The 17,491-nt window shown below is 72.5% G+C and carries 19 protein-coding genes; 8 read left to right on the forward strand and 11 right to left on the reverse strand.

Annotated elements, in window-relative coordinates; translation table 11 throughout:
• Positions 1–18: 18 nt before the first annotated feature.
• On the reverse strand, positions 19–891 hold the full coding sequence (locus ACZ56U_RS09475; RefSeq protein WP_469083438.1) for an alpha/beta fold hydrolase: 873 nt from the start codon (positions 889–891) through the stop codon (positions 19–21).
• A 78-nt stretch (positions 892–969) separates the two neighbouring features.
• Positions 970–1,365, reverse strand: coding sequence for a DUF3662 domain-containing protein (locus ACZ56U_RS09480; protein ID WP_469083439.1), 396 nt, complete (start codon positions 1,363–1,365; stop codon positions 970–972).
• A 213-nt stretch (positions 1,366–1,578) separates the two neighbouring features.
• Between ACZ56U_RS09480 and ACZ56U_RS09485 the strand changes: the two genes are divergently transcribed.
• Positions 1,579–2,229 (forward strand): hypothetical protein, encoded by a 651-nt coding sequence (locus ACZ56U_RS09485; protein ID WP_469083440.1) that lies wholly within the window; start codon positions 1,579–1,581, stop codon positions 2,227–2,229.
• A 315-nt stretch (positions 2,230–2,544) separates the two neighbouring features.
• Positions 2,545–3,741, forward strand: coding sequence for a DNA gyrase subunit B (locus ACZ56U_RS09490; protein WP_469083441.1), 1,197 nt, complete (start codon positions 2,545–2,547; stop codon positions 3,739–3,741).
• 307 nt (positions 3,742–4,048) lie between these two features.
• Here ACZ56U_RS09490 and ACZ56U_RS09495 read toward each other — a convergent pair whose 3' ends face one another.
• Positions 4,049–4,516 carry a winged helix-turn-helix transcriptional regulator gene (locus ACZ56U_RS09495; protein WP_469083442.1) on the reverse strand — a complete coding sequence of 156 codons (468 nt, stop codon included), beginning with the start codon at positions 4,514–4,516 and terminating at the stop codon, positions 4,049–4,051.
• Positions 4,517–4,609: 93 nt separating this feature from the next.
• Here ACZ56U_RS09495 and ACZ56U_RS09500 point away from each other — a divergent pair, with 93 nt between their 5' ends.
• The 3 genes from ACZ56U_RS09500 to ACZ56U_RS09510 all read left to right on the forward strand — a co-directional run bounded on the left by ACZ56U_RS09500 (position 4,610) and on the right by ACZ56U_RS09510 (position 7,122).
• Positions 4,610–5,107: a PaaI family thioesterase gene (locus ACZ56U_RS09500; RefSeq protein WP_469083443.1), complete on the forward strand. Its 498-nt coding sequence runs from the start codon at positions 4,610–4,612 to the stop codon at positions 5,105–5,107.
• A 117-nt stretch (positions 5,108–5,224) separates the two neighbouring features.
• Positions 5,225–6,385 carry an FUSC family protein gene (locus ACZ56U_RS09505; RefSeq protein ID WP_469083444.1) on the forward strand — a complete coding sequence of 387 codons (1,161 nt, stop codon included), beginning with the start codon at positions 5,225–5,227 and terminating at the stop codon, positions 6,383–6,385.
• Between the two features lie 212 nt (positions 6,386–6,597).
• Complete coding sequence (locus ACZ56U_RS09510) at positions 6,598–7,122, forward strand: hypothetical protein (protein WP_469083445.1); 525 nt, start codon at positions 6,598–6,600, stop codon at positions 7,120–7,122.
• 6 nt (positions 7,123–7,128) lie between these two features.
• Here the strand turns inward: ACZ56U_RS09510 and ACZ56U_RS09515 are convergent, their stop codons facing one another.
• The 7 genes from ACZ56U_RS09515 to ACZ56U_RS09545 all read right to left on the reverse strand — a co-directional run bounded on the left by ACZ56U_RS09515 (position 7,129) and on the right by ACZ56U_RS09545 (position 12,208).
• Positions 7,129–7,998 (reverse strand): oxygenase MpaB family protein, encoded by an 870-nt coding sequence (locus ACZ56U_RS09515; protein WP_469083446.1) that lies wholly within the window; start codon positions 7,996–7,998, stop codon positions 7,129–7,131.
• Positions 7,992–8,468 carry an MSMEG_6728 family protein gene (locus tag ACZ56U_RS09520; protein ID WP_469083447.1) on the reverse strand — a complete coding sequence of 159 codons (477 nt, stop codon included), beginning with the start codon at positions 8,466–8,468 and terminating at the stop codon, positions 7,992–7,994. The genes ACZ56U_RS09515 and ACZ56U_RS09520 overlap by 7 nt, the downstream gene beginning before the upstream one ends.
• A gap of 11 nt (positions 8,469–8,479) precedes the next feature.
• Positions 8,480–8,602, reverse strand: a complete 123-nt coding sequence (locus tag ACZ56U_RS09525) for a hypothetical protein (protein ID WP_469083448.1) — start codon at positions 8,600–8,602, stop codon at positions 8,480–8,482.
• 31 nt (positions 8,603–8,633) lie between these two features.
• Entirely contained in the window at positions 8,634–9,515 is an 882-nt protein-coding gene (locus tag ACZ56U_RS09530) for an SDR family oxidoreductase (RefSeq protein WP_469083449.1), read from the reverse strand.
• Positions 9,516–9,587: 72 nt separating this feature from the next.
• Positions 9,588–10,049 (reverse strand): hypothetical protein, encoded by a 462-nt coding sequence (locus tag ACZ56U_RS09535; RefSeq protein ID WP_469083450.1) that lies wholly within the window; start codon positions 10,047–10,049, stop codon positions 9,588–9,590.
• 46 nt (positions 10,050–10,095) lie between these two features.
• Positions 10,096–11,715, reverse strand: a complete 1,620-nt coding sequence (locus ACZ56U_RS09540; protein WP_469083451.1) for a phytoene desaturase family protein — start codon at positions 11,713–11,715, stop codon at positions 10,096–10,098.
• Entirely contained in the window at positions 11,708–12,208 is a 501-nt protein-coding gene (locus tag ACZ56U_RS09545; protein WP_469083452.1) for an SRPBCC family protein, read from the reverse strand. The genes ACZ56U_RS09540 and ACZ56U_RS09545 overlap by 8 nt, the downstream gene beginning before the upstream one ends.
• A 220-nt stretch (positions 12,209–12,428) precedes the next feature.
• Between ACZ56U_RS09545 and ACZ56U_RS09550 the strand changes: the two genes are divergently transcribed.
• Positions 12,429–13,049, forward strand: coding sequence for an SRPBCC family protein (locus ACZ56U_RS09550; protein ID WP_469083453.1), 621 nt, complete (start codon positions 12,429–12,431; stop codon positions 13,047–13,049).
• A gap of 35 nt (positions 13,050–13,084) precedes the next feature.
• The gene (locus ACZ56U_RS09555; protein WP_469083454.1) at positions 13,085–15,409 is read left to right on the forward strand and encodes an FdhF/YdeP family oxidoreductase; all 2,325 of its coding nucleotides are present in this window, start codon (positions 13,085–13,087) and stop codon (positions 15,407–15,409) included.
• Here the strand turns inward: ACZ56U_RS09555 and ACZ56U_RS09560 are convergent.
• Positions 15,400–16,737 carry an aminotransferase-like domain-containing protein gene (locus tag ACZ56U_RS09560; RefSeq protein WP_469083455.1) on the reverse strand — a complete coding sequence of 446 codons (1,338 nt, stop codon included), beginning with the start codon at positions 16,735–16,737 and terminating at the stop codon, positions 15,400–15,402. The two genes, ACZ56U_RS09555 and ACZ56U_RS09560, sit on opposite strands and share 10 nt — an antisense overlap.
• A gap of 88 nt (positions 16,738–16,825) precedes the next feature.
• Here ACZ56U_RS09560 and ACZ56U_RS09565 point away from each other — a divergent pair, with 88 nt between their 5' ends.
• A complete protein-coding gene (locus tag ACZ56U_RS09565) occupies positions 16,826–17,449 on the forward strand; it encodes a DJ-1/PfpI family protein (RefSeq protein WP_469083456.1) in 624 nt (207 codons plus the stop codon).
• The last annotated feature ends 42 nt before the right edge of the window (positions 17,450–17,491 follow it).

The raw sequence follows: 17,491 nt of genomic DNA on the forward strand, positions 1-17,491 counted from the left end.
CAGGGACTGGGACTTGGCTCAATCAGCCGACGCGGGCGACAGGAAGTCGGTGAGTGCACGGGCCAGTTCCTCGGGCGCCTGTTCGGCGACGTGGTGCCCCGAGTCGATGCCGTGGCCACGGACGTCGGTGGCCCAGTCGCGCCAGATCGCGAGCGGATCGCCGTAGAGGTCCTCCAAGTCGTCCTTGAGCGACCAGAGGATCAACGCCGGGCAGGTGACGCGCCTGCCCGCGGCCCGGTCGGCCTCCTCGTGCCTGCGGTCGACGGTGAGGCCGGCCCGGTAGTCCTCCAGCATGGCCCGCACCACGTCGGGATTCCGGGTGGCCCGGCGCCACTCGTCGTAATTCTCGCGCCCCATGACCTCCGGGTCGCCGCGGTACCAGCTGTCGGGGTCAGCGGTGATGACCCGTTCGGGAATGTCCGGCTGCGCGAAGAAGAACCAGTGCCACCACTGCGTGGCGAACTCGGCCGTGATCCGGGACAGATGCTCCGTCAGGGGCACACAGTCCAGAAGGGCCACCCGGGAGACGGCCTCAGGGTGGTCCAGCGCCAGGCGCAGCGCCACGTAGCTCCCGCGGTCGTGCCCGACGAGCGCGAACCGGCGGTGCCCCAGGTGCCGCATGACGGCCACCACGTCCGCGGCGACGGCACGTTTGCCATAACCCTCGTGATCCGCCGTGAACTCCGGGCCTCGGGAGCGCCCGTACCCGCGCAGGTCCGGGCAGACCACCGTGTGCCCGGCCGCCACCAGCCGCGGAGCGACCCGGTGCCAGGTGGCCGACGTGCGGGGGTGACCGTGCAGCAGCACCACCGGCGGGCCCTCGCCGCCGTGGCGCACGAACACGGACGCCTCCCCGACATCGACCTGCGCCTCCTCGAACCCCTCGAACACGTCAGCCTCCTTCGGCCCCGGTCGGCACACTGGGTCTTGTCGTCGGCACGCTGCAACTGCCGGTGGCGGTGGCGGCGCTCAACCGCTTTGGAAGCCGTCGGCCCGGACGTTCGGCATGACCCTGCTCGTCACGCGGTAGCGCTGGTTGGGGACGTCGCAGGACTTGGCGACGTGCACCACCAGCGGCCCCGCCCATTCGTAGCCCTTCTTCTCGCCGTGCCGCGCCAGCCTGTCGGTCAGGACCTGCCCCACCCCGGCCCCGTTGCGGCTCAGCTCGTCGTGGACGTGTTCGGCGAGCTCCACGTCGTAGGCGTTCGGCACCACGACCCGGCTGCGACTGCACACCACGGCCTGGCTGTCGCACTCGCGCCGCAGCGCGTCGACCAGCTCGACCGGTTCCTTCGGGAAGATCTGCGCCAACAGCGCCTCTTCGACCCGCTCCAGAGTCCGTTCCCATCCCGTCAACGTGCCCATCAGTCTCGACGTCCCTTTCCTCGTCAGGGTGAGCGGCGCGACCCGCGCCCGACCGGCTTGTCACGCTCGACCGTGCTTCCGGTCCCTCCATGCGGGTGTCCGCGAGTCGGCACCTGACTCCTCCTTCATCCGATGACCGCGCCAGCTGCGAGGAATCCGTCCATGAGAGCCTGACCTCTGAACGTGATCGACACGGAGCCCGGAGGGCAGGGCATGACCATCAACAGACCAGGACTGCCCGGCGACTTGCCGTCAGCGCGGGTGCTGTGGGCGCGGTGGGCGCTCATCGCCGCACTGGAGGCCACCACGGCGGCCGAGCAGGCAGGCCATCACCGCACGGGAACCTGGGTGGACGACAAGGGGCTGCTCCATCTGGACGACTCCGGCTGCACGTGGTGGGGCTTCGAGCGCCGGGGCGAAGGACGCTGGGTGCTCTACGGCGAGGACGAGTCGAGCGGCGTGAAGTGGCACCAGCCCCCGGTCGACATGCTCGCCGGCGCCCCCGACTGGCTGCCCCACGAGCGGCTGGAGGACCTGCTGAGTGGCGCTGAACTGGGCTGCGTCTATTGGTACGAGAACGGTGCCTGGGCACGTGCCCCGTATCCGGCGACCCTTCGCGACGACGGGCTCGACTGCGGCATGAGCCGTTTCGTCGACACCGCGGACGTCATCAGAACGATCGCCGACGAGGACCACGGAGCCATGCCCGCCCACGACGCCGAGACACTGCTGAACCACGCCGAGGCCTACCGGCTGACGCCCGACCTCTTGTTGTCCCTGGTCAGAGAGCCCGACTGCCGGAATCTGGACCGGCCCGCCATGACCAGAGCACTGGAACTGGCGGCCCTCGACGAAGGAGCCTGAGCTGCGCGCGGCCCCGGGCAGGCGCCTATAGCCTGTCCACGCCGCCGTCGCGGGACCCGGCCGGGGCGCATCCCGGGGGTCCCCCGTCTCATGGCCGAATCGGCGGCCTCAGCGGCGCTCGGAATGGGGGCGAGCACGGCCTCGGCGGGGGCACCGGAGGCAGTTCGGCCGTGTCGCGCACCCGACCGCCGACTGCTCGCCGCCAGGAGCGTCGCCGCCCGTCCACGGCTTCGACAAAGTAGCCCTGACCTGGTGTTTTCTGGGATTCCTCCTAGGCTGGGGGGTCTTCTACCGGACGCCATGGGAGGGGTCTTCGTGAGTGGAGACGGTACGGAGTACGACGCTGCTCGCATCGAGGTGCTGGAGGGGCTCGACGCTGTCCGCAAGCGGCCTGGGATGTGGGTCGGTTCGACCACGGAACGCGGCTTGCACCAACTGGTCTACGACGTCGTGGGCTGGATGGCGCAACAGGTGCTGGACGCGGGTACCGGCTGCGTGGACGTGACGCTCACGGCCGACGGCGGTGTGCGGGTGGCTCATGACGTGCCGGGGATTCCCTTCGCGCCCCCTGCTGCCGTGGACAGCGGGCCGGGCCTCGAGGCCCTGCTGACCAGCATGCGCGCCGGGACCCCACCCGCCGGTCGGCACATCGTGGCGATGACCCCCCTCAGCGTGGGAATCTTCGTCACCAACGCTCTGTCCAGCCGCCTGATGGTCGAGGTGCGGCGCGACGGGCTCAGCCGGAGCCAGGAGTATGCGCGCGGTGCCGCGACCGCACCGCCCGTCTCCGCGGTACCGACGACCGAGGACGGCACGACCATCAGCTTCTGGCCCGATGCCGAGATCTTCGGGACGACGCGCTGCTCGTTCGCCGTGCTGGCGGAGCGCTTCCGCCAAGTCGCCTTGCTCAACCGGGGCTTGGACATCTCCCTCACGGACGAGCGCCCTGATGGAGGCTCCAGGATGGTGCGGTTCCGATTCCCGGACGGCGTACGGGACTTCGTGGCCGCCCTCGCCGCGGAAGCGGGCCTGGCCGTCGAGCCGGACATCATCGGCTTCGAACGCGAGGACCCGCGGATGGCGGGCACGATGGAGGTGGCCCTGGTCTGGAACGGCACCCGCGCCGAGGCGGTGCGCGGTTTCGCCAACAGCCTGGCCACGTTCGAGGGCGGCACGCATGTGGACGGCTTCCGCGACGGACTTGCGGCGGCGGTCACCGCGTACGCACGCGACCACCGACTGCTGACGACAGCGGACCCCGGTCCCGCTCCCGACCTGATCGGCGACGGCCTGACGGCGATCGTGTCGGTGAAGCTCGACCGCCCTGTGTACCTCGGCGCCACCCGCACGCTCCTCGGCAATCCCGAGGTGCGCGCCTGTGTCGCGGAGGCCGTCCGGGAGCACCTCGGCGGCTGGTTCCAGGAGCACCCCGAGCAGGCCGCCCAGGTGGTCGACCGGATCCTCCGAAGCGCCCGCGAGACCCGTCGGAACCCGGCTGCGGCCGTTAGTTGACCGGACCACGCGCGCGTCGAGACGACTGCCCCGCCGACTCAGCGGATCACGTCTCGCCGTGTTCCGACCGGTCCGAGTGGCGGCGCACGGCCGCCAGGAGGTGGTCGACGTCCTGCGGGGTGGTGGCGAAGGAGGTGACGAAGCCGCCGGGTCGGCGTCCCGGGCCGGCGGCTTCACGCAGGGCCGCTGAGCGCCGACGCCGCCCCCGACTGCCGACTCAGCCACCGCGGTCCGCGCCGACCGACGCCCTCCTGGCCGCCGCCTCGCCCGACGGCCCGCCTGTCGGCCGCCGCCGCTCCGCGTCCCCTCAGACGCGCGGCCGCGCCCCCGGGCCGGGTCGGGCGGTCACGTCCCGGGGCGTCAGGGCCATGCCCTCGCGTTCGCACGCGACGACGGCGCGGACCGGTGATCCGCACTCGGTGTGCCGGAGGTCCAGGACCGAGCCGTCGGGGTCGGGGTCGTGCGTCTCGCCCCACTGGCGCAGCGCGACCAGCACCGGCCACAGGTCCCACCCCTTGCGGGTCAGCCGGTACTCCTTGCGGGACCGACTGCCGGGCTCCTGGTACGGCACGGTCCGCAGAATGCCCGCCTCGGTCAGCTTGCGGAGCCGGTCGCTCAGGACCGCCTCCGACAGGCCGATGTGGCGGCGGAACTCGTCGAACCGGCGGACGCCGTTGGCCGCGTCCCGCACGATCAGCAGGCTCCACTTCTCCCCCACCACGTCGAGCGTGCGCTGGACGGGGCAGTTGTCGGTGCTGAGCTCGACCCACTCCATCCGGACATGGTAGCGACCTGGCTTCGTCGTTGACAGTCAGCTGCACGCCGGGCTAGCTTCGGTCGACGAAGTCAGCAGGGAGGACGCGGGGACATGGGACGCACACGTACGTACACCTGGGACGACCCCGCGGTCACGGCCGCCGCGGTGGGCCGCTCCTCCGGCCTCGACTTCCTGCGCGAGGTCCAAGGAGCCCGGCTCCCGGCCCCGCCCATCGGCGCCACCCTCGACTTCACGCTCGACGAGGTCGAGGAGGGCCGTGCCGTCTTCTCCCTCATCCCGGGCGAGGAGCACTACAACCCGATCGGCAGCGTCCACGGCGGCGTCTACGCCACCCTCCTGGACTCGGCGGCGGGGTGCGCCGTGCAGTCCACGCTCCCGGCCGGCATGGGCTACACCTCGCTCGACCTGAACGTGAAGTTCCTCAAGCGCGTCACGGTGGACACCGGCCCCGTCCGCGCCATCGGCACCGTCGTCCACCGCGGCCGCACGACCGCCCTCGCCGAAGCCACCCTGGTCGATGCCGAGGACCGACTGCTGGCCCACGCGACCAGCTCGTGCCTGCTCTTCCCGCTGCCGCCAGCCGCCTGAGGCACCGACCGCCCCCGCACGCACGCACGCGGACCCGACCCCCGCGATCCGACACCGGGATCAAGGTCGAGCGGGCGGGGCCGCATTGATTGCGGCAGGTGTGGCACTTGACCTGGCATGCAAGGGATACGAGGCGCGGTCCAGTACGTCCGGCGACAGGTCGGGGCGGCCCGGGCGGCCATCCGTCGGGCGTGGACCGAGCCGGGTCGTGAACGGGATCTGGTGGTGCAGGCGCTCAAGGCGGCCCTGGCCGCGTGGGTGGCGTGGCTGGTGGCGGGCTGGTGGTTGCAGGCCCCCATGGCGTTCGTCGCGCCCTGGGTGGCGATCCTGCTGGTGGAGTCGACCGTGTACCGGTCCATCGCACACGGCCTCCAGCAGCTCGCGGCCATCGCCACCGGTACGGTGGTGGCGACCTGTGTCGCGCTGCTGCTCGACTCCTCGATCGCGGCCATGGGACTGGTCCTGCCGACCGTGGTGCTGCTGGGCAACTGGCGCCGTCTGGGCAGCCAGGGGATCTACGCGGCCACGGGCGCCCTGTTCGTCCTGACCGGCGGACCCGTCACGATCGCCTCGTCGACGGCGCGCGTCGCGGAGGCCGTCTTCGGCGCGCTCGTGGGCATCGGGGTCAACGCGCTGATCCGGCCCCCGGTGTATCTGCGCAGCACCCGCGCCGCGCTGGAGGACGCGGCCGACGAGGCCCGCGAGATCCTCGACCGCACGGCCGACCGGCTGACCTCCGACGACTGGGACCCCCACGGGGCGGACGAGCTGCACGAACGGGCACTGCGGCTCTACCGGCTGGTCCACCAGGCCCGGGCCGCGGTCGACTGGGGCCGGGAGAGCCTGCGCGCCAACCCCCGGCGCCGCAGCCGCATGGTGTCCCCGCCCGGCCAGGACTACGACGACGCCGTCACCGTCCTGGACTACGTGGCCGTGCACATCACCGGCGTCACCCGGCTGATGCTCGAAGCCTGTCACGACGACCGCAGGAAGCCCCGTCCGGGGCCCCGACTCACCAAGCCCTACGCGGAGTTCCTGCACACCACCGCCCGCGCCATCTGCCTCTACACCCAGATCCGGTTCGCCCCGGACGGACACGACGAGCGAGCGGAGCACGAGCTGCGTGAGACCGTCGAGAACCTGCTCGGCACGCTGGAGGACCTGCGGCAGCGGCTGCCCGATGCGGTACCCGCGGATCCCGAGGCGCTGGCGACGTACGGCACGCTTTTCACCCAGGCACGCCGCCTGGCCGACCAACTGGTCAGCCGGGACAGCTGACCAGGCCGGTTTCCCCGGACCGCGGGACCCGGAGTGAGAGGACGCCGCCGGGGGTACTCGGACGCCGGACGAAGAGGTGACGTACGGGCAGGGCACACGCGCCGGGGCGCCGGGAGCGCGTCGCTTGCGACAACGCACGGTCCTGCCCCGATGACCGTGGAACCGGTCGGCATGACGATCGTCACCACCTGACAACCCCAGTGAGGCCGACCATGAGCAAGCAGGGGCGGGACCCGCGCGACGGCCAGTCGCGGCAGAGGAAACTGGGAATCTACCTCAACGATCACCTGGCCGGTGCGACGGCCGGAGCCGCGCTCGCCGAGCGCATGGCGCGGGAGCACCGGTCGCCGCCGTACCGCGTCGACCTGGAGAACATGGCGGCGGAGATCGCCCGGGACCGTCGCGCCCTGTTGCGTCTCCTGGCGGACCTGGACGTGCCCGCCAGGCGGTACAAGCAGTACGGCGCGTGGCTGGGCGAGAAGGTGGGCCGGCTCAAGCCCAATGGCCGGCTGCTGCGCCGCTCCGGCCTCTCTCTGCTGCTCGAAGTCGAGGCCCTGCGGCTGGGGGTGCGGGGCAAGGCCTCGCTGTGGCACACGCTGCTCGCCGCGTCCGCCCAGGACTCGCGCCTGGACGCCGACCGGCTCGAGGAGCTGCTGGCCAGGGCCGAGCGGCAGATCAAGACCCTGGATTCCCTGCACGCGAGGGCCGTCTCGACCCTGCTCTCCGCGGACCGCTGAGCAGCGTCAGTCGTCGCGCGGCTGCGGTGTCCTCGGAGGTGGGGTCATGGCCCAGCGGATGGTGCGGGTCAGCACCTGGCCGGTGGGGCGTACGGCGACGCTGTCCACCAGCGGCAGTCGGGGCAGCCAGAGCATGCCGCGCGCCCAGGGCGGCAGCAGCGCGACGGCGTTGGCGGCCAGGCCGGCGTAGAAGGGGCGTACCGCGAGCGGGATGGGTGGCCGTAGGAGGAGGTACCGGGCCGCGGAGCGGGCCTCGGGGGTGGCGCGCACTTCGGGGCGGTAGGCGGTCAGGCGCTCGGACAGTTCTCGGCGGTCGCGTGGTGGGTCGGTGACGCCCAACGCCTCGGCGACGCGCGCGGTGTCGGCCACATAGGCGTCGTAGGCGCCCGGCGCCAGCCGGTGGGCTCCGTAGCGTTCGTGGGCGCGCAGGAAGCTGTCCGTCTCGGCGATGTGGACCCAGGTCAGCAGGTGCGGGTCGGCCGCGTGGTACGGCACTCCTTCCGCGGTCGTCCCGCGGATGTGGTCGTGGATGGCGCGGACATGGTCCACGGCGCGCTGGGCGTCGGCGGCGGGGCCGTACGTCGTCACGGCCAGGAAGGTGCTGGTGCGCTGGAGGCGGCCCCAGGGGTCGCCGCGGAACCCGGAGTGTCCGGCCACCGCCGCCATGGCGAGCGGATGCAGGGACTGCAGGAGCAGTGCGCTCAGGCCGCCGATGAACATCGAGGCGTCACCGTGGACCGTGCGGATGGGACGGTCCTCCGCGAACCAGCGGGGGCCGGGGGTGTCGTGGATGCGCGCGCGGTTCGCCGGTCCGTCGGGGCCCGCGACCCGCCGGAACAGGGCTTGGCCCAGCTGTTCGCGCACCGTGGTCAGCACGGCAGCCCCTCCCTGTCGGACGCGGGCCACACGTAAGGCAGGTCGTCGGGCACGCCGGGGAACAGCTGGGCGTACACCTCGGGGGCCTTGCGGACCAGCGCCGAGCGATGGCTTTCGTGGAAGGCGTCATCGCCGTGCCAGGGCGGCAGTTCCCCGGCGGCGGTCAGTTCCGCCTGCTCGCGTACGTGGGCGCCGGGGCGCGACCCGGCCCACCCGGCGACCAGCGAGGCCGCGCAGCTGTCCTGGTGCCCCTGTTCGCGCCAGACCCGGCAGATCTCCAGGCCGTACCGTACGAGTGCTTCCTCGTACCCCGCCCACATCCGTACCGCCGGATGCCGGCGCCAGCCGTAGCCCGGCACCGTCAGGCCGCGCAGGACCTGGAGTGCCTCGACCCGCTGTTTGCCCAGGCGTCGCCGGTCCAGCAGCAGGGCCGTCTGCCGGAAGTCGGGGTGGGGCAGGAAGGTCTGCATCGGTGGCCGGCTCACTTCCCGCGCGGCGCGGACGGCTGGTGGACCGTCGTGCCACTCGCCGTCGCGCCGCGCACCTCGTGCCGCCGATCGCCGGGCAAGCCGCCGACGGTCGGGTTCTTCGCCTCGTTCGTCATCGCGGTACCTGTGTCCTTCTCGTGTGGGGCGTCAGGTGTGCGGCTGGCCGACCGCGCGGTCGGCCAGGCCGCCCGCGCCCAGCGGTCCGGTGTGCTCCAGGGACTGCTCGGCCTCCATCCGGGGCAGTGCCCGACGCGCCACCCGCAGCACGACGGGCGGCAGGGCCGCGCGCACCGGTTGGGTCAGCCGCAGCCAACCCGGCGCGTACACGGTCGTACGGCGCCGCTCCATGCCGTCGACCAGGCGCGCGGCGACCGTGTGCACGGGGTACACCGTGCGGGCCGGGGCGGGCATGTGGGTGCGCAGTTCGCGCAGGACGGCGTGCCGGTCGGCGTCGCGGATCATGTCGGTGTCGGTCCAGTTGAGGTAGGCGATGCCCACGGCGACGCCCCGGTGTGCCACCTCCGCCCGCAGGGAGTGCGCGAAGGCCTCCGCTCCGGCCTTGGAGGCGCAGTAGGCGCTCATCAAGGGGGCGGCTCCGATGGATGCCAGGGAGGCGACCTGGAGGAAGTAGCCCGCCGTGTCGATGAGGTCGGGCAGGAAGGCGCGGGCCGTCTGGGCGCTGCCGGTGAGGTTGACGTCGATGACGCGGCGCCAGGTGGCCGGGTCCGAGTCCAGGAACGGGCCGCCCTCCGCGATGCCCGCGTTGGCCACCACCGCCGAGGGCCGGCCGAGGCCGGTCCGTACCGTGCGGGCGGCCGCCGCGAGCGCGGCGGGGTCCGTGATGTCGACCTCGATGGCCAGGGCCGGTGTCGGCAGGGAGGCGGCCAGCTCCTCCAGGGCGGTCCTCTCGTGGCCGAGCAACGCGACCCGGGCGCCGCGACGGGCGAGGTCCCGGGCCATCGCCGCCCCGAGACCGCGAGCGGCCCCGGTGACGGCGACCGTCCGGCCGGCGAGCGGGCTGCTGCCCATGGGATACCTCCCTTCCGTAGGACTGCGCGTCCTGACCACCACTTCGGCGCGGAAGTGGCGCTCGGATGCGTCCTACGTCCCGCGGGGCGGCGGGCACGCGGAGTGGTCGGGGTGGCCGCGGGTGCGGCGCTCCTCCTTCATCTCCGCCTCGTACAGGTGGTCGCGGCCCTGCGCGAGCTCCCGCACCGCGCTGGACTCCAGGTGGTGGAAGGGCTCGTAGTACGTGGTGTTGTAGGCCTCGATGATCTGGAACGTCCAGTGGCCGGGGATCACGTTGCGCCCGAGGATCTCCGAGCGGACCTTCTCGGCCCACTCGGGGTGGCCGGCGTCGTGCAGCAGCCGGACAGCGCGGTCCAGCTCCAGGTCCGCGGTTCCGGTCAGCTGGTGGAAGTCGTACAGCCGGCCTCTGGCACGTTCGGTCGTCTCCAGCGCCTTGGACAGTGCGCCGAGGGCTTCCACCACCCTGCCGTCGACGTCGGCAGGCCGCTGGTGGTGCGGGTCGGGGCCGCCGGGGGTCTCCTGGTGGTCATCCATGTCTCCTCCTTGGCGGGGACGGCCGCCGGACGTGCGGTGGCGCCGTTCAGCGTCGGGTGCCGGTGCGGTCGCGGCGGGTCAGCGCGCGCTGGGCGCGGGCCAGACCGGGCGGCCGGTGCCGGTGCAGGGCGGCCCGTGCCGCGTTGGCCCCCGGCGCGCCGTGCACGCCGCCACCGGGGTGGGCGCCGGACGAGGCCAGGAAGAGCCCCGGGACGGGAGTCTCCGGGCGTCCGGTGCCCGGCACGGGACGGAAGACGAGCTGCTGGTGCAGGGCGGTCGTGCCGCCGTTGATCGCGCCTCCGTGCAGATTGGCGTCGAGGGACTGAAGGGTCGGGGGCGCCAGGACGCGGCGCGCGCGGATCAGGGAGCGGAACCCGGGCGCGAAGCGTTCCACCTGCTGTTCGACCCGGTCGGCCATGCGTTCCTGGTCCTTGGTGTCCCAGCTCCCGGTGATGCCCTCGTCCCCCGCGTCGGCGACGACCTCATGGGGGACGTGGGTGTAGGCCCAGGCCGATTCGGTACCGCCCGGGGAGCGCGTGGCGTCGGCGGTGGTCATCTGGCCGAACAGCAGGAAGGGGCGGTCCGGGATCTGCCGCATGGAGATCTGCGCCGCGAACCGGGTGAGTTCGTCGAGCCCGTCGGCGAGGTGCACGGTACCGGCGCGGGACGCCTGTTCCGCCTGCCAGGGCACCGGCCCGTCGAGGGCCCAGTCGACCTTGACGGTGGCGAAGTCCCACTGGAACCTGCGCAGGTCGTCCTGGAGCTGGGCGGGCAGATGCTCGGGATCGACGAGGCCGCCGTACAGGGCGGGTACCGACACGTCGGCCAGCACCGCGCGGCGCGCCCGCACCGCGTCGCCCCCTGCGGTGCGTACCCCGACGGCCCGCCCGCCCCGGACGACGACCTCCGTGACGCGCTGCCCGCAGCGCACCCGTCCGCCGTGGGCCTCCAGGCGACGGGTCAGAGCCTCGGTCAGGGCGCCGGAGCCACCGACGGGGACGGGAAAGCCGTATGTCTGTCCCAGCATGGACATCAGCCAGCCGAAGCCGCCGCTGCCCGCCGCCTCGGGGGCGAGGTCGGCGTGCAGGGCGTTTCCGGCCAGCAGCAGCCCGCCGCCCTGGCCGCGGAACTCCTCCTGCCCCAGCCGGCGTACCGGCAGGACCAGGGTGCGGGCGGTGCGCAGCCCGCCCGCCGCCCGCAGCCGCAACGCCATCCGGGCCGCCGCTTTGACGGGCGGGAAGGGCGTGAACAGCGCGTCCAGCAGATCCGGCCGCAGGTGCTGCCACATCTCGTGCAGCCGTCGCCAGGCGTCCCCGTCCCCCGGTGCGAAGGCGTCCAGGGACGCGGCGGTGGTGTCGATGTCGCGGTCGAGGACGGCGCAGCTGCCGTCGGTGAGGGGGTGGGCGAGCACGCTGGGGGCGTGGCTCCACCGCAGCCCGTACTCGCCGAGACCGAGCGCGGACAGGACCGGGGAGGCCGCGGCGAGCGGGTAGAAGGCGCTGAAGACGTCACTGACGAAGTCGGGGTCGACGCCGCGGTCATGGCGCACCGCTCCGCCCGGCTCCGGCTGTTCCTCCAGCACCTCCACGCTCCACCCGGCGTCGGCGAGCATGTTGGCGGCCACCAGGCCGTTGGGGCCCGCTCCGATGACCACGGCATCAGGCATGGCCGGGCGCCTCCGCACCGGTCGCCACCCCGGCCGGACGCGGCTTCTGGTCGGTGACCCCCGCCTCCGCCTCGCACAGCCGGGCCAGCCTGGCGAGCATGGTGCGGTGACGCAGCTGGATCAGCGCCTCGAAGCCGACGTTGTGCAGGCGCCCGCCCGCGCCCTGGAGCGGGTGCTCGTCCACGATCACCAGGCACTGCTCGCCCCAGGGGCGCAGTTCGATGGCGATGCGTGCCGTGCCCAGGGCGCCGGCATGGGCCTCCAGCTCCAGGGCGCCGCCTTCCTCGCAGCGCCGCACGACCGTCTCGTTGACCAGCCGGGCCGGGCCCAGGCGGACCTCGAAGCGGATCGCCGCGTCCGTCTGCGGCCACTGCCCGCGGACCGGCTCGGATCGCGCGGTCCCGACCACCCACTCGGCGTAGCGGTGGCCGTCGGCGAGGACATCCCAGACGGCGCTCGGGGCGACTCGGATCAGACGATGACGTACGGCCACGATGCCTCCAAGGAGTGGTCCGGCCCGGGCGGCCCGTCGACCGCGCCCCGAGTGCCCGCACGTGACAGGTCCAACCGGAGGCGCCGACGATGAGCCGTCCACCGGGTGACTCGAAGCGCGCCATCCGGGGAACCGGGAAGGAAGCCCTGACACACGTGGGGAAGCCCGGCCCCCGGAAAAAGCCCGGCCGCCCGGCTCCGCCACCGGAGGAGAGGCCACCATGGCGCGCGAAGACGACTTGCGGCAGGCCGTCCCGGACGCACCGGAGCCGCGTCCCGCTAGCGACGGCGTCACGCGCCGACGGCCACTGCGTGAGCAGCACGTCGAGGAGACCGTCGAGATCGCGGTGCCGGTCCGAACGGCGTACAACCAGTGGACGCAGTTCCAGAGCTTTCCCCGGTTCACGACCACGGTGCGCCGCGTCGAACAGGTCAGGCGCACCGTGGTCGCCTGGACCCTCGGCTACGGGCCGCTGCGGCGCCGCTTCGAGGTGGAGATCGTGGAGCAGGACCCCGACGCCTATCTGGCCTGGCGCGCCCTGGAGCGGCACCCCTCCCACCAGGGCGAGGTGGAGTTCCGGCCGACCGGGACGGGTGGCACCGCCCTCACGGTCCGGATGCTGCTCGAACCGCACGGTGCGGCGAAGGCGCTCGCCCGCTCCTCCAAGGTCACACGCGTGACCGCGCGGCAGGTGCGCCGGGAGCTCGTGAACTTCAAGATCTTCATCGAGGGGCTGGGGCAGGAGAGCGGCGCCTGGCGCGGCACCATCCGCAACGGGCGAGTGCAGCACGACCATCCGGAACCGCCCCGGAGCCGCGTGGCTCAGTGGCCCGTCGGCTGACCCCCGTACCGGCACGGCGAGAGAAAGGCGAAGCGATGCGGAACCCGCCCGGCGAGGAGCCGGAGACGACCCTCTCCGTGACACCGCCGAAGAAGTGGGCGGCGGGCCTTCCCGCCGTCGCGCACGCCCTGGAGTACTCCCTCCAGCAGACCTCGCCGCGCAAGGCCGGGGTGGACCTGCTGACCATGAACCAGGTGGGCGGGGTCGACTGCCCCGGCTGCGCCTGGGCGGACCCGGCCCCTGGGCAGCGCCATCGCAACGAGTACTGCGAGAACGGCGCCAAGCACATCAACGACGAGGCCACGACCCGCCGGATCACCGCCGACTTCTTCCGCGAGCACAGCGTCTCCGACCTGGCCCGGCGCTCCGACATGTGGCTCAACCAGCAGGGCCGGCTCACCGAACCGATGATCAAGCGGCCGGGCTCCGACCACTACGAACCCATCGGCTGGAACGACGCCCTGGGCGTGCTCGCCGACGAGCTCACCACGCTCGCCTCTCCCGACGAGGCCGTCTTCTACACCTCGGGCCGGGCCGGCAACGAGGCCGCGTTCGTCCTACAGCTCTTCGCCCGCGCCTTCGGCACCAACAACCTGCCCGACTGCAGCAACATGTGCCACGAGTCCAGCGGATTCGCGCTGAGCGAGACGCTCGGCACCGGCAAGGGCACCGTCAGCCTCGACGACCTCCACCACGCCGACCTGATCTTCCTGGTCGGGCAGAACCCCGGGTCCAACCACCCTCGTCAGCTCTCCGCGCTGGAGGAGGCCAAGCGCAACGGCGCCCGTGTCGTCGCGGTCAACCCGCTGCCGGAAGCCGGGCTGCGGCGGTTCAAGAACCCGCAGAAACCACAAGGCGTCCTCGGACGCGGCACCCAGATCGCCGACCGCTTCCTGCACATCAAGCCCGGCGGCGACCTCGCCCTGTTCCAGGCCCTCAACCTCCTGCTGCTGGAGGCCGAGGACGCCCGCCCCGGCACCGTCCTGGACCACGCCTTCATCGACGCCCACACGGCCGGCTTCGAGGAGTTCGCCCAGCACGCCCGCACGGTCGACTGGGACGACGTGCGCGCGGCGACCGGGCTGACCCGCGAGGAGATCGAGAAGGTCCACGAGGACGTCCTGGCCAGTGAACGCGTCATCGTCTGCTGGGCGATGGGCATCACCCAGCACAAACACGGCGTGCCCACCGTCCGCGAGATCGTCAACTTCCTGCTGCTGCGCGGCAATCTCGGGCGCGCCGGCGCCGGCGCCTGTCCCGTGCGCGGGCACAGCAACGTCCAGGGTGACCGCACCATGGGCATCTGGGAACAGATGCCGGACGCGTTCCTCGACGCGCTCCAGAAGGAGTTCGGCTTCGACCCGCCGCGCCCGCACGGACTCGACTCGGTGAACTCGATCAAGGCGATGCGCGAAGGGCGCGTCAAGGTGTTCCTCGCCCTGGCCGGCAACTTCGTGCGGGCCGCTCCCGACAGCGCGGTCACCGAGGAGGCGATGCGCTCGTGCCGGTTGACCGCCCACATCTCCACCAAGCTCAACCGCTCGCACACGGTGTGCGGTGACACGGCGCTGATCCTGCCGACCCTCGGCCGCACCGAACGGGACGTGCAGTCCTCGGGCGAGCAGTTCGTCACGGTGGAGAACTCCATGAGCGAGGTCCACACCTCCCAAGGACGCCTCGAACCCGCCTCCCCGCTGCTGCTCAGCGAGGTCGCGATCCTGTGCCGGCTCGCCCGCCGCACCCTCGACGGCCGCACGGACATCCCCTGGGCCGACTTCGAGGGCGACTACGACACCATCCGCGAACGCATCTCCCGCATCGTGCCGGGCTTCCACGACTTCACCGCGCGGGTGTCACGTCCCGGTGGCTTCCAGCTGCCGAACCCCGTCAACGAGGGCGTGTTCCGCACCGCGGTCGGCAAGGCTCGGTTCACCCGCAACGAGCGGGTGGTGCCCACGGCGCCCGAAGGCCATCTGCTGTTGCAGACGCTGCGCTCGCACGACCAGTGGAACACCGTCCCCTACACCCTCGACGACCGCTACCGCGGCATCCACGGCAGCCGCCACGTCGTCCTCGTCAACCCCGCCGATCTCCCGGGCCTCGGCCTAGCCGAGGGCGACCGTGTCGACCTCGTGAGCGTCTGGGCGGACGGCACCGAACGCCGGGCCGAGGGCTTCACGGTCGTCCCCTACCCGACCGCCCGGGGCTCCGCCGCCGCCTACTACCCGGAGACCAACGTCCTGGTGCCCCTGGACAGCGTCGCCGACATCAGCAACCAGCCCACGTCGAAGGGGATCGTGGTCCGGCTCGAACCGGTCGGCGGTGGGAGGACTCCCGCGGTGTCCGGGCATCAGGTGTAGGCGTCCTCGACGGCGACCTGCCGCACGGTGCGCAGAGTCGACCGGAGCGTGGCCAGATCGGTCGAGCCCAGGGCCAGGCGCAGTGCCTGGGGGGTGTGATGGGTCGTGGTGAAGGGCTCGGCCGTGCTCACGGAGATGTGGCGGCGCGCGAGGGTCGCGGTCAGGCGGTCGGCGCGGGCGTCCTCGGGCAGCGTCAGCCAGATGAAGTACGAGGAGGGGTGACCGACCAGGGGCAGCCCCGCCAGCTCCTGCCTGGCTACCGTCTGGCGGGCCCGGGCGTCCTGCCGTTTCCGCGCTTCCAGGTGGTCCACCGTGCCGTCGTCGAGCCAGCGGCAGGCGATCGCGGTGGTGAGGGCGGGGGTGTTCCAGGTGGTCGCCCTGATCGCGCGTTCCAGCGCGGGCACATGGGACGGCGGGGCGACGACGAACCCGACCCGCAGACCGGTGGCGACGCTCTTGGACAGTCCCGAGACATGGATGGTGATGTCCGGCGCGCTCGCGGCCAGCGGCGGAGGCGGGTCCTCGACCAGGTAGGCGTAGGCGCCGTCCTCGATGATGAGCGTGCCGTGTCGTCGGGCGATCTCGATCAGACGCGCGCGGTGAGGTGACGGCATGACCCATCCCAGCGGGTTGTGCAGGGTCGGCATGACGTAGATCGCGCGCACCGGGCGGATCGCGCACAGCCGCTCGAAGGCGTCGAGATCCGGTCCGTCGGCGGTGCTGGGCAAGGGCTGCAGGTCGAGGTGGAACGCCTGCGCGAGCACTTTGAAACCCGGGTAGGTGAGCGCGTCGACCGCGACGACGTCGCCGGCGTCGAGCGCCGCCATGACGGTGACGGCCAGGCCGTGTTGCGCCCCGTTGACGATGAGGACCTGCTCCGGGTCAGGGGTGATCCCCCGGCGCCTCAGGTGGCGTGCGACGGTGGCTCTGTCCTGGGCCCGCCCGCGATGCGGTTGGTAGCGCAGCAGTGTCTCCAGCTCACCGGATGTGGCCACCTCACGCAGGGCCTGACGCAGCAGGTCGGCCTGGCCGGGCAGGGACGGGTAGTTGAAGTTGAGGTCGACCGCGTCCGTGGCCACGACCTGGAGATCGATGCCATGCCCGGCGGGCACGGCGAGGTCCCGCACGAACGTGCCGCGGCCCTGCTCCCGGCTCACCAGGCCCATCGCCGCCAGCTCGGCGTACACCCGGGTCGCGGTCACCAGGGCGATGCCCTCACGGGCGGCGAGGCCGCGATGGGTCGGCAGTCGCTCGCCCGCGGCCAGGCGGCCGTTCCGGATGTCGGAGGCGAGCGCGTCGACCAGGGCTTTGTACCGCGGGGCAGCCATGCACGGGATTGTATCCATGACAATTCTTTGACTGTCCTGCTCGCGGGTCCCTACCGTCACCCTCCACCGACCCGGAAGGACAGCCGCCATGCACATCGCGATCCTCACCTTCGAGGGCTACAACGAGCTCGACTCCCTGATCGCGCTCGGCGTGCTCAACCGCGTCAGGTCCGACGGCTGGCGCGTCACCATCGCCACCCCCGCCCCCAGGGTGACCTCGATGAACGGGGTGGTCATCGAACAGATGTCGACGCTGGAGGAGGCGTGCGCCGCCGACGCGGTCGTCGTCGGCAGCGGCATCGCCACGCGCGAGGTCGTCGAGGACCCGGCGATCATGAGCGTGCTGCGCGGCCTGGACCCCTCGCGTCAGCTCATCGCCGCGCAGTGCTCCGGCGCGCTCGTACTGGCGCGGCTCGGCCTGCTCGACGGCATCCCCGCCTGCACCGACCTGACCAGCAAGCCCTGGGTCGTCGCCGCCGGCGTCGAGGTGCTCAACCAGCCCTTCTACGCCAAGGGCAACATCGCCACCGCCGGCGGCTGCCTGGCCTCGCACTACCTCGCCGCCTGGGTCATCGCCCGCCTCAAGGGCCACGACGCCGCCGAGGACGCGCTGCACTATGTCGCGCCGGTCGGGGAGAAGGAGGAGTACGTCGAGCGGGCGTGGCGCAACATCTCCCCCTACCTGCCCGCCGCGACGCCGGCGCTCGTCTGAGGCGACCCCGGGACGGCCGACCGGCGCGCCGCGCAACATGAG

The sequence above is a fragment of the Streptomyces sp. NPDC034103 genome (assembly GCF_055575395.1).